Source organism: Amedibacillus sp. YH-ame6 (assembly GCF_053848845.1).
Genome location: NZ_JBSPEZ010000019.1, coordinates 21,642 through 36,318, shown reverse-complemented (window position 1 = coordinate 36,318; position 14,677 = coordinate 21,642). Strand labels below are relative to the sequence as shown.

The following is a 14,677-nucleotide window of genomic DNA, read 5'->3' as shown; positions in this document are numbered from 1 at the left end:
GTATATTTGCAAAAAAACAAATAAAATAGACATACAGAGAAAAAGGAGGGGTATTATGTATTCATGTAAAATGTCCGTACGTTCCCTTGTGGAATACTTGTACCAATCTGGCGATTTAATATCCTCCTCATCTTCTATTGAACGTGCAAACTTAGGTAGTCGCATTCATCGAGAATTACAATCTAGTGCTCAAGGCAATTACGAAAGTGAAGTATATCTCAAACATAGCACAGAATATGAAGGGATTACCTTTGAAATTGAAGGAAGAGCCGATGGTATCCTTACACAAGAAGATGGCGTTATCATTGAAGAGATTAAAACCACTGCCATCCCTTATGATGATATCCAAGACACCCATTTTGTACATTTTGCCCAAGCCTATTGTTATGGTTATTTTTATATGTTCGATCATCAACTTCCAACCATTACCATCCGCTTAACCTATTACCAAATCGAAACCCATCAAATAAAGAATTTCGATCAATCAAAAACCTTTGAGGAATTAAAAACATTCTATTATGATACCTTAAAAGCCTACCTAAAATGGGCGAACTTATCCAAAGATATCCAAAAGAAGAGTGAGACCTCTTTAAAAGCCATGGAATTCCCTTTCCCACAATATCGAAAAGGACAAAGAGACTTTGCAATCGCCGTATATAAAACAATCTTAGATAAAGATATCTTGTTTGCTCAAGCACCTACCGGTATTGGGAAAACCATATCTACCCTGTTTCCATCCCTCAAAGCGATTGGAGAAGGAAAAGCCGAGAAGATTTTTTATGTATGTGCTAAAAATATCACTGCAAATGTCGCCTATGATACGATACAAATGCTCTATCAAAATCAAATCCGTTTCAAAACGGTTGGTATTTGTGCAAAAGACAAAATTTGTCTTTTGGAAGAGCGCAACTGTGACCCTACTGTATGTCCTTATGCAAAAGGATATTATGATCGATGCAATGATGCTTTATATGAAGTATTAACAAGTCTTGACTTCATTGTCAAAGATACCATCATTCCCATTGCTATCCGCCATCGTGTATGCCCTTTTGAATTAAGTTTAGATGCTTCCTTACATGCAGATGTCATCGTTGGAGATTACAATTATATCTTCGATCCTCGCGTATATTTAAAACGCTTCTTCATGGAAAAAGGAAACTACATTTTCTTAGTAGATGAAGCCCACAATTTAGTTGATCGTGCTAGAGAAATGTACAGTGCTGAACTTTTAAAATCAGATTTTTTACACATAAAAGCTCTCATCTCAAAAGATCGCAAAGTATTACAAAGTGCTATCTCCAAAGTAAACAAGGAACTTCTTCGTTTACGTCAACTTTGCGAGTCTCAACAACAAGACTTTCTAACACAAAAAGAACCCATTTTGATCATTCGACAATACCTTGTAAGTTTTATCGAACATATGGACGCATACTTACAAAGCGAACATAATGAAGAACACGATGAAGCTTTAAAAGATGTTTATTTTAAGGCTATCAACTTCAATAAAATCGCAGATTTTTATGATGAACATTTTGTAACGTGTCTACTGAAAAATGGAAATGATCTGTTATTACGTCAGTATTGTATGAATCCTCGCAATCCTCTTGTTGAAATCTTGCGCAAAGGAAGATCTACAATCTTCTTTTCAGCCACCTTATCCCCCATCGACTACTATCTAGATTTACTAGGTGGAAATGAGGAAACCAAACGCCTTTCTTTGCCTTCCCCTTTCCCCAAAGAACATGTACAAGTGATGATTGCCAATCAAATCTCTACACGTTATCGAAACCGTGCCAGTTCATTATCGGATATCAGTGCTATGATCTTTGCATGCACGTCCTCAAAAAAAGGAAATTATATCGTCTTTTCTCCTAGTTATGCATATATGAAACAAATCGTAGAACAATTTCAAAACGATTACCCAGAGATAGACACCATCCTACAAAGTGGAGATATGAATGAAGAAGAACGAAACTCATTCCTAAAACAATTTGATCAACACGATCATTTGAAAGTCTACTTCTGCGTGGTGGGAGGTATGTTTTCAGAAGGCATCGATTTAAAGGGAGATAAACTCATAGGTGCCATTATTGTGGGTGTTGGACTTCCACAATTGAATCCATGGCAAGATTTAATAAAAGAACATTTTGATGAAACGAAACAAATGGGCTATGCCTATGCTTACCAATTCCCTGGTATGAACAAAGTTCTACAATCCGCTGGAAGAGTCATTCGCTCCTCTCAAGACAAAGGAATTATATTTCTTATCGATGAAAGATATACTTCCTATGCATATAAACATTTATTACCACAGCATTTAAGACAGTATACCATGGTACATACACCCCAAGATGTAAAAGAAACTTGCGATCAGTTTTGGAAAGGAGAACTATGAGAAAGAAAATCCATCACATTCTAGATATTATAAGCATTGTTATTGGTATCCTTTGTATCTTATATTTCTTATATTTAAGCTTTGTTTATGGGTTCTTTGTAATCTCATTCTCTTGGATATTTCTTCTTGTAGGAAGTATTCTAACTGCTTATTCAGCTTATGAATTATATAAAAAACAATATATCCTTCATTTCTTCCCAATATGGATACAACGTTGTATCCTCACTTTACTCACCTTTTCCATTTTGTTTTTTGTAAGTATAGAAGGTTACATCCTTTATCAAGGACAACAACAAGATACAACTTCTCAAAGCACTGCGATTGTATTAGGTGCACAACTGAATGGAAAAAGTATTTCTCGCTTATTGCGTTATCGATTGGATGCTGCTGTAGAGTTTGCGAATATAAACCCAAAGTCCTATATTATTGTGAGTGGAGGTAAAGGAGCAGGAGAAGAGATAAGTGAAGCAAGTGCAATGCGTACCTATCTTATAGAGCATGGGGTAGCACAAGAGCGCATCTTAGTAGAAGATAAGTCTACCAATACCCTTGAAAACATTCAGTATTCTACTCGCATCCTTGAACAACATGAAGAACTAAAAAACAATCAGGAAATAACGATTATATCGAATAGTTTCCATTTAGCAAGAGCAAAACTCATTGCACAACGTTCCGACGTTGCGAAAAAATGCTACACCTATCGCGCAAAAACAGATTTAGATTTAGCTCCTGTATTTTATGTTCGAGAATTCTTTGGCTTTTGTAAAGACTTCTTACTCCAATAAAATTGATATAAAAAAGAACCGACAATCACAAGGACACCCTCACTGATTATTGGTTCTTTTTCTTCTTATTCGCTTGCATTCACTAGTTAACACGTTTTTTCATCCTGCTAATACATCCAAATCCAAGCATTCGATTTATCATGCTGTTATGTTGGTCGTATTCTTTGAAACCTAAATACTCATATAGTCGCTTAGCTACCGTATTATTGACATCCACATCTATAAAGCACTCTTTATCGCACAAATTTACACAAGCATATTCTATTAACTTTGACGCAATTCCCTTTCCTCGATAAGCTTCGCGTGTTGCCAAATAATCAATTCCAATATCCGTTTCATTCTCCAAGTTAGGTCTTCCTAAAATAAATTTCATCTCATGGTAGGTAATAACACCCATTACCTTACCTAGCACATTGATACACTTTGACTTATCGAATTTTAAGCTACGTTCTTTTCCATTTGAAATCGCTAAGAAACCGATGATTTTCTTATCTATAACAGCGGCATAGGTCAAATTGAAATCAAATGCATCCATAAAGAAATCACTTAACGTTTTCTTGTTTTTACTAATTCGATTATATACTGGGAAACAGTCTGTGTATACTTGGATAGCTTCAGCTTTTGCCAGATCATCCAAGTCAGAAAGTTTTATGATTGATAAATTTAGACCATCCATGTTTTTTCTCCTTTTTGTATATTCCTACACTATTTCGTTCATATTCTTAATAAAATCTTGAAACCAATTTATTTCAAACTTTATTTTAGCAATTGATAAATCAAGCATTGCACATTGAAAAAAAGCAATCTCTTGTACATTAGTAAGTGTGAAATTTTCCATTGCTCCGTTCTCTTTTAACGTTGATAGATAAGCATCGTCAAAACTAGAAATAGCATTTGTTGCGGCCTTTACTTGTTCAAGTTTATGTACTTCATTTTCCAATTCCCTAATATAAGTTTCAAGTAATGACAAGCGTTTGTTTTTATCGACAAACCCCATAAACAGAAACTTCCCTAGCTCCATACTCTTTTCTTTATACGTCATAGGCTGTGAAATACTCTCTTGAAAATAAGACTTTCCTTCTTCCGTGATGCTATACACCTTTTTGTTCACACTGTTTTCCACATACTCGTTAAATTGAATTAGATTCTTATCCAATAGTTTTTTAATCGCTGCTTGTATGCTTCCAACACTACTACTGCTGATATTGGTAAGGTTAGTTTCGATTGCTTTTCTCATCTCATAAATAGTTGAAGGTTTCATCATGAGAAGTCCTAATATGATAATATCCATTTGAATCCCCCTCTCTCTATAATACTATTAGTAATATATCTAATAGTATATATGAGTTAGCTGTAATTGTCAATGATATATAAAAAACATTCCGTACTCCTATATTATCAGTACGATAAATCATAGTATGAATCACTACAAAAAAAGACGATACCTTCCTTTCATGGAGAGTATCGACCTTTTATAGTTTACTTTAAGAACTCTAAATAGCTTGTACCAATGGTACCCTCTGGCATAGCAACACCAAAGTTTTCCGCAATCGTTGCGCCGATCATCGCAAAACTATCACTCATTGGTAATAAACCATGTCCCTTCATAGATGGGGCATAAGCAATAAATGGTACCATTTCTTTGGTATGGTCACTTCCCTTATAGGTTGGATCATTCCCATGATCTGCCGTAATGATTAACAAATCATCTTCTTTTAATTTATCAAGCACATCACCAAGCAATGCATCAAAGCGTTCTAATTCTTCACCATATCCAATTGGATTACGACGATGACCCCACAATGCATCAAAGTCTACTAAATTCACAAAGCAAAGTCCTTTGAAATCTTTATCCATCAATTCAATGGTTTGTTCCATACCATGTACACTGCTCTTTGATTTATGAGATTCACTAATGCCCTCTCCTACAAAGATATCATTGATTTTCCCAACACTAATAACCTCATATCCAGCATCCTTTAAAGCATTTAACGTTGTTTGTCCATAAGGTTTTAAGGCATAATCATGTCGATTGCTTGTACGTTTAAACTCGTCTTTTTTCATACCTGTATAAGGACGAGCAATCACACGTCCTACAATCCACTCTGGACGCATTGTCAATTCACGTGCTATTTCACAATAACGATATAAATTATCAAGACCCATGACATCTTCATTTCCACAAATCTGTAATACAGAATCTGCTGAAGTATACACAATCATGTCTCCATTTTCAATTTCTTGTTGCGCCAGTTCATCTAAAATATCAGTTCCACTTGCGGATTTATTCCCAATGACACGACGTCCACAACGTGCTTCTAATTCATCGATCAATTCCTTAGGGAATCCTGTTTCTGTAAAGGTTTGAAATGGGGTTTCAATATGAAGTCCCATCATTTCCCAATGACCTGTCATAGTATCTTTACCAACACTAGCTTCTAACATCTTTGTATAATAGCCAAGTGGTTCAGGTTGTGCACTAACATGTTTTAATGGATGTAAATTGGCAAGACCTAACTTTTGTAAATTTGGTATTTTAAAGTTTGGCATATGTTCATCAATATGTCCTAATGTATCTGTTCCTTCATCATCATACTCTTTCGCATTTGGCATAGCGCCAACACCAAGGGAGTCTACAACAATGGTAAACACTCTTTTATATTTCATGGTTTTCTCCTATAGACGAGTTGCGCTTTCTAACGCAACTTCCATCATGTTGTTAAATGAAGTTTGGCGTTCTTCTGCTGTTGTTGCAGCATGTGTCACCAAAGAATCCGAAATTGTTAATAAGCAAGCTGCTTTTTTTCCTAATACAGCTGCATTGTGGAACAATGCATAACTTTCCATCTCTACACAAACACAATTATGTTTTGCGTAGAATTCATTATGTCCATCGACATTGCTTTCATGATAGAAAACATCACTAGAGTGAATGCGTGCAGTGGTTACATGTTTGTTAATAGCATTTGCACTTTCTTCAATTACTTTATTTAAATCAGCACTTGGATATTGAATATCTCCATCTACATCTGATTGTGCTTTAGCAAATGTGGATTCACTCCATGCACTATCTGCCAATACTAAATCAAACAGTTCCAATGTATCCGTATATGCTCCAGCACTTCCAATACGAATAATATTTTCTACTCCATAAAATGCATATAATTCATATGAGTAAATTCCAATACTTGGCATTCCCATACCAGATCCCATAACGGATATTTGATGTCCCTTATACGTTCCTGTGTATCCAAACATATTACGTACAGTATTAAATTGTACAGGATTTTCTAAATACGTTTCAGCAATAAATTTTGCACGTAGTGGATCCCCTGGCATTAAAACTGTTTTTGCGATATCTCCTTTATTTGCGGCATTGTGTGGTGTTGACATAGTAATTCCTCCTTTATAGTAGTATGTACAAGGAAGCATTCGTAAACAAACGAAATACTTGCACTTTTTACATCTTTATCATACACTATGTATAAGAAGTAAAAAAAGGACATTTGTCCTCTTTTTGATAAGAAGGTGCAGAAAATGACAATTCCAAAACATATCCAAGAAGTGTTTCCAAAACAACACCAAGCATTCCTTACAACTTTTTTCCAACATTGCCCTACGCCTATCCTAGAACGTATCCTAATACAGCACTTTCCAAAGCACTATTCGCTCATTGACGCAAGTGATGATAATACGTATGTGTTTATCTTGTTAAGCGGAAAATTACAAGCCATTGAAGAACGTGTTGTCAATATTCCCTATCAGTTTTTAGAAGTGACGCCCCTTGATATCGTTGGAGATTATGAAGTGTTTTCTCAAACACAAGGACATTATGTTACATTAAAAACCACCATGCCTTCCACATGTCTACAAATCCGTTCTAATGATTATTTAGCTTGGATGCGACAAGATGTTCATGCTCTTTTTCTTCGTACGCAAATGCTTGTACAAGTACTCTCTACTCAAACCCAACAACAACGTCAGTTTCTATTTATGGATACTACTCAAAGACTTGCCATTTTTCTCGTGGATAAAGCCAAACAACAAAGTCTTCCTTTTCGTTTGGTCGAAACCAGAGAACAGATCGCCTCTCAAATTGGATGTAGTGTTCGTCAACTCAATCGTATTATAAAAGAACTACAAGAACAAACTATATGTTCTCTACATCATGGAAAACTTATCGTTTCCAAACATGGTTTACAATTACTAGAAGAAAAAGCAGATCATGAGATTTAATACCTCAACATCTGCTTTATTTCATTTATAGAATCAACAACTGGAAATCCTGTGGTAAGCAATTTATCTTTATGCTCATGACCATTCGCAATCAAAATACAATGACATCCAGCCCCTTTCGCAACTTCACTATCATGTACACTATCTCCGATAAAGACAACTTCTTCTTTATCAAATTTCATAACCTCTACAAATTCTTTTGCCAGTTCTGCCTTAGAGTGAGCATGAATATTATCCAATCCACATATTCGATCAAAATAAGGTGCGATATCATATACTGCAATTTGTTCTCTTAAGAATTCTAAATTGGATGCGGAAAGCACATATTGATGAATACCAAGTTTTTTCCCATAAGCAAGTACTTCTCTTACGCCTTCATGAAGGTGACAGTGTAAACTATGTGGTTGATAATAGTTCATATATTCTTGCGCTAATTCACTAAAAGGGGTATTTTCAAAATCAAATCCTACTTTTTTATAATACTCAATTACAGGGAATTGAAAATAACGACGATATTCTTCTTTATCAAGAACGAGTGGAAGTTTTTCTTTTTTCAACAAAACATTTAACGCATCCATACTTACATCGATATCATCTAATAATGTTCCATTCCAATCCCAAATTACATGTTTTATTTGCATGATATACCTCCATCTATTACGAGATATTATAACGGATATCTCTACGATTGCAAGTATATGCACTTTTTTATGATATATGAATTATTTTATTCGTTTGTTTAATGGCATCCTTTGCAGCTGCCACAAGCACAACTACAAGCATGACCTTTACGCTTTTTCAGCATGTATCTAGCTATTACACCGATACCAATCAGTAGTAATACTCCTATTATAATCGTAGACATCGTATGTCCTCCTTTATTTTGTTTGCACCGCTAATGTACTCGATGCTTTTTCTTGATATGGTTTACGTATTAGTAAATATAGAAGTCCTATCGCTAAGATAAGCGCAACAAGTGTCCATAAACCAAATCCTTGACCTGTAAAGAACAATCCAAATTGATAAACAATCAATGCGATTACATACGCAAATACACATAGATACCCAACAGCAAATACCGTCCATAACCCATTGTTCATTTCTCTTTTGATAGCACCCATTGCCGCAAAACACGGAGCACACAATAGATTAAAGATTAAGAAACTAAATGCGGATAGAGTTGTAAAGTGAACAGCAATTGCGGATAAACCACCATACGCGCCGCTCTCTACTAATTCTAATGCATCTCCACTCACTCCAAATAAAACACCAAATACACCCACAACTTCTTCTTTTGCGACTAGACCCATAATGGTCGCAACACTGGATTGCCAATTTCCGAATCCAAGTGGCGCAAACAATGGAGCAATCCAATTTCCTAGTACTGCTAGAATACTGTGATCCATATCTTCTACCATGAGCAAGCTTCCATTCACAAACCCAAAGCCTGATAAAAACCAAATCATAACACTCGCTAGTAAAATAACAGTACCAGCACGTCGAATAAAGGACCATCCTCTCTCCCACGTACTACGTAAGATGTTGCTTGCTACTGGTCTATGATAGCTTGGTAGTTCCATTACAAAGGGTGCAGGGTCTCCTTGAAACATTCTTGTTTTCTTTAATAAAATTCCAGAAATGATAATAGCAAATACACCTATGAAATACGCCGAAGGCGCAACCCACCAAGCACCCGCAAATAACGCTCCTGCAATCAATCCAACAATTGGCATCTTCGCACCACATGGTACAAATGATGTCGTCATAATGGTCATCCTACGATCTCTTTCTTGTTCAATCGTACGAGATGCCATAATCCCAGGAACACTACATCCAGAACCAATGAGCATCGGAATAAAGCTTTTTCCAGATAACCCGAAACGACGAAAGATACGATCCATTATAAAGGCAACACGAGACATATAACCACAATCTTCTAACAAGGATAACATCAAGAATAGAATAAGCATTTGTGGCACAAAGCCTAACACTGCACCCACTCCATTTACAATTCCATCACTTATCAAAGACAATAACCATGGCTCTACGTTCATGGAAGAAAGAAAGTCATGAACAGCAGGAATAATCCACTCTCCAAATAAAACATCATTGGTAAAGTCCGTTAATGTAGCACCCAGGGTTGTGATTGAAATATAATATATAACAATCATAACACATGCAAAGATTGGAAGAGCTAGTATACGATTGGTCACAATGCGGTCAATCTTATCCGACATTCTTAAGTTATCTTTTGTGAGTGCTCTCTTCATAACTTTATCTATCATACTTCCGATATATGCATAACGTTGATTGGTCACAATGCTTTCAGCATCGTCTTCCAATTCTTCAACACATTGCACTATATGTGCCTCAATGTGTTCTAAAACTTCTGGTTTCAATTGTAAGGATTCTCTTACTTTTTCATCACGTTCTAATAACTTAACTGCATACCAACGCAACATTCTTTGTGGAACATTTCCTTCCAATGATTCTTCAATGTGCGCGATGGCATGTTCCAAGGCTCCATTAAAGAAGCATGGAACTGGTGCACTATATGCACTGGTTGCTTCATCAATCGCACATTTTGCCGCTTCCATGATGCCTTCTCCTTTTAATGCGGACATTTCTACAACTTTACAATGTAGTTCATGTTGTAATTTTTCAAGATGTATACGATCTCCTCGTTTCTTAACAACATCCATCATATTGATTGCGACAACAACTGGAATACCAAGTTCAATCAGTTGTGTTGTTAAATATAAATTACGTTCAATGTTACTACCATCCAAAATATTCAAGATGACATCTGGCTGTTCATTTACTAAATATTCTCTTGTCACAACCTCTTCCAAAGTATAAGGGGATAAAGAGTATATCCCTGGTAAATCTTGAATAAATACATTCTTATGTCCTTTTAGTTTTCCCTCTTTTTTTTCAACGGTAACTCCAGGCCAGTTCCCTACGTATTGTGAGCTTCCTGTCAATGCATTAAAAACCGTTGTTTTTCCACAGTTAGGATTCCCTGCTAATGCTATCTTTATATCTTTCATAGTGTTCTCCTTCTGATAATGTTTGCTCCGTCTAACTTGTTGCTTAAAAAAATTTATTGACTTTGTACTTCAATCATTTTTGCATCATCTTTACGTATCGTTAATTCATATCCACGTACAAATAATTCCATTGGGTCACCAAGAGGTGCAATCTTGCGAATCATCAAAGTAGTTCCTTTCGTAAGACCCATATCCATGATACGTCTTCTTACTGCCCCTTCTCCTTGTAATTTCACAACGGTTGCCTCTGTCCCTATTGCTAGTTCATCTAATGTCATTTTATTGTTCCTTCCTTATCTTACGAAAATTTTGTTTGCCATGGTTTTATCCAATGCAATGCGTCCATCACGAATACCTACAATCACATTGTCTTGTAGTTTTGAAACAATGCAAATTTGGGTTCCTACTACAAATCCAAGCTCTGCAAGATGTTGTCTTTGCGAATCCTGTCCTGAAATACGTTGTATCTCAAATCGTTCATTTACACTACACATCGTTATTGGTATCATATGCGTTGCCTCCACTTCATTGTTAGCCACAGCTAATTCTACAAAATGTTACCATAGTTTAACTTTTATGTCAATGGTCTAAAAAAAAGATATGCTTTTATGTACATATCTTTCTAAATATTCATTAACAACAGAAATAGCGACCACCAAAACACCCATTAAAACACATACTACAGACAATTAAACGACAACATAAGTCGCTTCCACCCATAGAGAATGGTTGTTGCATATTTTGGTATCGATTACGTCCTCCCTGCATTTGTGCAAATAGTTGACGGTATTGTTGATTGCTAGGATCCATTTGGCACGCTTTCTCCGCAAAATCCATAGCCGCAATTTGATTGCCCATTCCATATTGCGCAATCGCAGATAAGTAGTACCAATCTGCACCACGATCTTGAATTTGTTGCAAAATGTTATATGCTTCCATATAACGTTGCGCATTCAAATAATTCACAACATTTTGATAATCGTTATTTCCTGATGCACCACCATAGCTACTTTGTCCATACCCTTGAAACCCTCCATAACTATTTTGTTGCCAGAAATTTCCGGTATCTCCACGTTTTTTCGCATCCATAATTTCTTGGTACGCATTTTGAATCTCGATAAATCGATCTTCTGCACCTGGATCTTTGTTCACGTCAGGATGATATTTTTTAGCGAGAACACGATACGCTTTTTTCACTTCATCTTCACTTGCGTTTGGAGAAATACCTAATATACTATACGGATTTTGCATCTTCTTCACCCGACCTTTTCTTTCGAACTGTTTCATATTTTGCCCAAATACCAGAATACATAATATTGCGTAGAATATCTACATGTTCTAATATTGGTAACATTTCAAATGCATCTGCACTACTTGCAATCATAAGCTCTAATATCATCTTTACTCGTTCATCAAAATTTTCATTTTGCAAATCTTGTTGAAACGGATTGAAGCTTCCTTTTTTTATATCTTCTTCTACATCATCGTAAGCATCCATAATATAAATAAATCGTCCTAAATAATCACCTATGGTATACAGCGAAGACTTCCATACATCCTCTTGATAGGCAAGTATTTCTCCCATCACGATTCCAAAGGTTGCACTAATCTTATCCAAATCGCTTGAACCTTGTTCTTCTAGGTCATGAATGTGATGCAACGCTGTTTCAATACGAGATATCTTTTCTGGATATTTCTTCTTAATGGAAAGATAGCGGTTCTTTAACATGGACATAAATGCCTTACTACGATATCGATGTTCATCTTTCCAATCATCTTCACATTTCAAATAGGTAAGAACAACTGTCATTTCTGCAGCATACTCAATATATGTATTTTGTAATTTCGTATGTTTTCCTAAAGGATGAATCACACATCTCTCTTGTATAATCTGTGTATCTGGTTCATATAATCCTGTTAATAAAATTGCTAAAAATGTCAAATCATAATTCAACGCCACTTGGGCACTTCTACCAAACATTCGATGAAGACTTCTACATAAACCGCAATAAAAAGATTTGTACACATCAAAATCTTTTATCTTTAGTTCTGGTTTATTAACGACAACATATCCAAACATGTAAATCTCCTTAGAAAGCTTATAAAAAGGCATTCATGTCATATAGTTTATAATGAACACAAGAAAAATTCAAGTAAACTATGACATATAACATAATAACACAAAATTCAGACAATCAAAACAATATAAAGAAAGGACCAATTACTTGATCCTTAACGATGTTCTTCCATGAATTTTATAAATGCTTCTTTAGCGATTGGCTTTGCATAATAATACCCTTGAATCAAACTACAACCGCACTCCTCCACAAAGTCACTTTGTTCTAGAGTCTCAACACCCTCTGCTAAAACTACAAATCCTAAATCTTTAAATGTTCTAGATAGATTTCTAACAACCATCGCAGAACGGTCATTTTTCATTGCGGACCAAATCAAGCTCTTATCCAATTTAATGGTATCGATTGGAAATGTAAGTACACTTGTAGTATTGGAGTAGCCAGTCCCAAAATCATCCAAGCTAAAGCGTATTCCATTGGTATTCATCATGAGAGCATATTCCATCATCGCATCTGCATTTTCTGATAATGTACTTTCTGTAATTTCTATCTTGATCATAGAACCATCGATATCATGTTCTTTTAAAATAGAAATAACACGATCCATTAAATCAGGTTGTAAAAACTGTGATGTAGAAAAATTCACACTTATAGATTCCAGTGGTATTTGTAATTCTTTTATATGCTGTAAAATATGGCATACTTCATCCAATACATAGTATGTAATATCGATAAGCAGACCACTTTCTTCCGCTACAGGGATAAATTCATCAGGATAGATTGGCCCAATCATTGAATTTGGTATTCTTAGCAATGCTTCTGCACTCGAAAATTTTTTCGTATCCAGTGAATAGATTGGTTGATAATGAACAGCAAAGCTTCTCTTTTTCAAGCATTCATGTAACGCTTCACTTACTTGTTGGCGACGTTTTACTTTATTCAAAACATCTTGTGTACAATAACATATATGATGCGCTGCTGTATCTTTCTTCGCTACATTAATAGAGAACTCAATACCATTGATAATCTCTTCTTTGGTATCAGCACAGGAAGGATATTGTACAACACCCAAAGCAACATACAATACACAATTATAGGAATCCAAGTTCCATGGTGACATCATACGTTTTGAAATACGTTGTAAGATATCTTCGATGTATGCAGGATTTGCATCTTCGATTAAAATGGCAAACTCATCTCCACTATAACGAAATAACTGTCTACGATTTAAGGAAAACTCTTTTTTTAAATACTCTCCAATTGCTTGTAGGAAAGCATCCCCTGCATATTGTCCATAAACATCATTAATCCTTTTAAATTCACGTAAGGACACAATCACAATCGAAAAAGAATCTACTTTCGTTTGTATACTCCAATCAATCAAATTCAAAAATTCTTGTCGATTGGGTAGCTTCGTAAGATAATCGATTGCTATCTGTTTATTTTGCATATACAAATATATCATTAAAAGTGCTATTGTTGCGGCAGAACCCGATAATATAACCTCAGGAAAAGCCTGTTGAAATAAAATCACAATTGCCGCAATCAATGGAAATGAAAACAAAATAGTACGTACGGTTTTTTCTACATACTTCCCTTTCCAAATCACCGCTATCACTGCTATCATACAGTACAAATAAAATATAATATAGGTAGAAGCTATCCAAGTACCTGTTTGATACCCATTTTCTAATGTAAGGCTATAAATTGCGTGTGTCCAAGGATTTACAATCACCACCCCAATATAAATAAAAGCTGGAATCAACATGATAAAGAGTGTTCCTTTTGGTACTCCTCGATGATCATATAAATTAGCCATAACATATAAATAGTAAATCATTCCCATAAGAGGAGTTGTAATAAAGTATATGGTATTCGTGATCCATGCTAGTACAAGTGTGTATTTGCTTAAATTATAGATTAGCAAAGTAGACACTATATTGGTCGTCATTGCTAAAAAGGTAACTAAAAAACACAGTTGAAATAACTTGTTTTTTAAACTAGGCGCAATGCTACCTTTTCTTGAATAAATCCAGATAATGCTAAGGACAACAGTTGAGATACATTCTGGTGCAATATTCCAAACCATATGACACCCCCAATCTTTACCTCTATTATAATAAATTGTACAACATA

At 35.4% G+C, this 14,677-nt stretch carries 15 protein-coding genes; 3 read left to right on the top strand and 12 right to left on the bottom strand.

Features of this window, described 5'->3' with window-relative positions:
- Positions 1-55 precede the first annotated feature (55 nt).
- Entirely contained in the window at positions 56-2,395 is a 2,340-nt protein-coding gene (locus ACWG0P_RS11970) for an ATP-dependent DNA helicase (RefSeq protein ID WP_455801909.1), read from the top strand.
- Positions 2,392-3,180, top strand: a complete 789-nt coding sequence (locus ACWG0P_RS11965) for a YdcF family protein (RefSeq protein WP_455801908.1) — start codon at positions 2,392-2,394, stop codon at positions 3,178-3,180. Before ACWG0P_RS11970 ends, ACWG0P_RS11965 begins: the two co-directional genes overlap by 4 nt.
- 82 nt (positions 3,181-3,262) lie before the next feature.
- Here the strand turns inward: ACWG0P_RS11965 and ACWG0P_RS11960 are convergent, their stop codons facing one another.
- From ACWG0P_RS11960 to deoD, 4 genes are all read right to left on the bottom strand, one after another.
- On the bottom strand, positions 3,263-3,856 hold the full coding sequence (locus ACWG0P_RS11960) for a GNAT family N-acetyltransferase (RefSeq protein WP_455801907.1): 594 nt from the start codon (positions 3,854-3,856) through the stop codon (positions 3,263-3,265).
- A 24-nt stretch (positions 3,857-3,880) separates the two neighbouring features.
- Positions 3,881-4,471, bottom strand: a complete 591-nt coding sequence (locus ACWG0P_RS11955) for a PadR family transcriptional regulator (RefSeq protein ID WP_455801906.1) — start codon at positions 4,469-4,471, stop codon at positions 3,881-3,883.
- A 188-nt stretch (positions 4,472-4,659) separates the two neighbouring features.
- Positions 4,660-5,847, bottom strand: a complete 1,188-nt coding sequence (locus ACWG0P_RS11950) for a phosphopentomutase (RefSeq protein ID WP_455801905.1) — start codon at positions 5,845-5,847, stop codon at positions 4,660-4,662.
- Between the two features lie 9 nt (positions 5,848-5,856).
- A complete protein-coding gene (gene deoD / locus ACWG0P_RS11945; RefSeq protein ID WP_455789451.1) occupies positions 5,857-6,573 on the bottom strand; it encodes a purine-nucleoside phosphorylase in 717 nt (238 codons plus the stop codon).
- A 144-nt stretch (positions 6,574-6,717) separates the two neighbouring features.
- On the opposite strand from deoD, the gene ACWG0P_RS11940 reads away from it, so the two are divergent.
- Positions 6,718-7,416 (top strand): Crp/Fnr family transcriptional regulator, encoded by a 699-nt coding sequence (locus tag ACWG0P_RS11940; RefSeq protein WP_455801904.1) that lies wholly within the window; start codon positions 6,718-6,720, stop codon positions 7,414-7,416.
- On the opposite strand, the gene ACWG0P_RS11935 is transcribed toward ACWG0P_RS11940, so the two are convergent.
- The 8 genes from ACWG0P_RS11935 to ACWG0P_RS11900 form a co-directional block, all read right to left on the bottom strand.
- Positions 7,413-8,057: an HAD family hydrolase gene (locus tag ACWG0P_RS11935; RefSeq protein WP_455801903.1), complete on the bottom strand. Its 645-nt coding sequence runs from the start codon at positions 8,055-8,057 to the stop codon at positions 7,413-7,415. The two genes, ACWG0P_RS11940 and ACWG0P_RS11935, sit on opposite strands and share 4 nt — an antisense overlap.
- 98 nt (positions 8,058-8,155) lie before the next feature.
- Positions 8,156-8,281, bottom strand: coding sequence for a FeoB-associated Cys-rich membrane protein (locus ACWG0P_RS11930; protein WP_455789456.1), 126 nt, complete (start codon positions 8,279-8,281; stop codon positions 8,156-8,158).
- Positions 8,282-8,294: 13 nt separating this feature from the next.
- Entirely contained in the window at positions 8,295-10,466 is a 2,172-nt protein-coding gene (feoB, locus tag ACWG0P_RS11925) for a ferrous iron transport protein B (protein WP_455801902.1), read from the bottom strand.
- 53 nt (positions 10,467-10,519) lie between these two features.
- The gene (locus ACWG0P_RS11920; RefSeq protein WP_455801901.1) at positions 10,520-10,744 is read right to left on the bottom strand and encodes a FeoA family protein; all 225 of its coding nucleotides are present in this window, start codon (positions 10,742-10,744) and stop codon (positions 10,520-10,522) included.
- 15 nt (positions 10,745-10,759) lie between these two features.
- Positions 10,760-10,975, bottom strand: a complete 216-nt coding sequence (locus tag ACWG0P_RS11915; protein ID WP_455801900.1) for a FeoA family protein — start codon at positions 10,973-10,975, stop codon at positions 10,760-10,762.
- Between the two features lie 124 nt (positions 10,976-11,099).
- Positions 11,100-11,717, bottom strand: coding sequence for a DnaJ domain-containing protein (locus ACWG0P_RS11910; RefSeq protein ID WP_455801899.1), 618 nt, complete (start codon positions 11,715-11,717; stop codon positions 11,100-11,102).
- Positions 11,701-12,546 (bottom strand): DUF5685 family protein, encoded by an 846-nt coding sequence (locus tag ACWG0P_RS11905; protein WP_455801898.1) that lies wholly within the window; start codon positions 12,544-12,546, stop codon positions 11,701-11,703. Before ACWG0P_RS11905 ends, ACWG0P_RS11910 begins: the two co-directional genes overlap by 17 nt.
- Positions 12,547-12,698: 152 nt before the next feature.
- Positions 12,699-14,630 carry an EAL domain-containing protein gene (locus ACWG0P_RS11900; RefSeq protein ID WP_455801897.1) on the bottom strand — a complete coding sequence of 644 codons (1,932 nt, stop codon included), beginning with the start codon at positions 14,628-14,630 and terminating at the stop codon, positions 12,699-12,701.
- Between the last annotated feature and the right edge of the window lie 47 nt (positions 14,631-14,677).

Bases quoted from the DNA above. Each gene is read 5' to 3' on its own strand.
- ACWG0P_RS11970 (WP_455801909.1), top strand. From the start codon at position 56: ATGTATTCATGTAAAATGTCCGTACGTTCCCTTGTGGAATACTTGTAC.
- ACWG0P_RS11965 (WP_455801908.1), top strand. From the start codon at position 2,392: ATGAGAAAGAAAATCCATCACATTCTAGATATTATAAGCATTGTTATT.
- ACWG0P_RS11960 (WP_455801907.1), bottom strand. From the start codon at position 3,856: ATGGATGGTCTAAATTTATCAATCATAAAACTTTCTGACTTGGATGAT.
- ACWG0P_RS11955 (WP_455801906.1), bottom strand. From the start codon at position 4,471: ATGGATATTATCATATTAGGACTTCTCATGATGAAACCTTCAACTATT.
- ACWG0P_RS11950 (WP_455801905.1), bottom strand. From the start codon at position 5,847: ATGAAATATAAAAGAGTGTTTACCATTGTTGTAGACTCCCTTGGTGTT.
- deoD (WP_455789451.1), bottom strand. From the start codon at position 6,573: ATGTCAACACCACACAATGCCGCAAATAAAGGAGATATCGCAAAAACA.
- ACWG0P_RS11940 (WP_455801904.1), top strand. From the start codon at position 6,718: ATGACAATTCCAAAACATATCCAAGAAGTGTTTCCAAAACAACACCAA.
- ACWG0P_RS11935 (WP_455801903.1), bottom strand. From the start codon at position 8,057: ATGCAAATAAAACATGTAATTTGGGATTGGAATGGAACATTATTAGAT.
- ACWG0P_RS11930 (WP_455789456.1), bottom strand. From the start codon at position 8,281: ATGTCTACGATTATAATAGGAGTATTACTACTGATTGGTATCGGTGTA.
- feoB (WP_455801902.1), bottom strand. From the start codon at position 10,466: ATGAAAGATATAAAGATAGCATTAGCAGGGAATCCTAACTGTGGAAAA.
- ACWG0P_RS11920 (WP_455801901.1), bottom strand. From the start codon at position 10,744: ATGACATTAGATGAACTAGCAATAGGGACAGAGGCAACCGTTGTGAAA.
- ACWG0P_RS11915 (WP_455801900.1), bottom strand. From the start codon at position 10,975: ATGATACCAATAACGATGTGTAGTGTAAATGAACGATTTGAGATACAA.
- ACWG0P_RS11910 (WP_455801899.1), bottom strand. From the start codon at position 11,717: ATGCAAAATCCGTATAGTATATTAGGTATTTCTCCAAACGCAAGTGAA.
- ACWG0P_RS11905 (WP_455801898.1), bottom strand. From the start codon at position 12,546: ATGTTTGGATATGTTGTCGTTAATAAACCAGAACTAAAGATAAAAGAT.
- ACWG0P_RS11900 (WP_455801897.1), bottom strand. From the start codon at position 14,630: ATGGTTTGGAATATTGCACCAGAATGTATCTCAACTGTTGTCCTTAGC.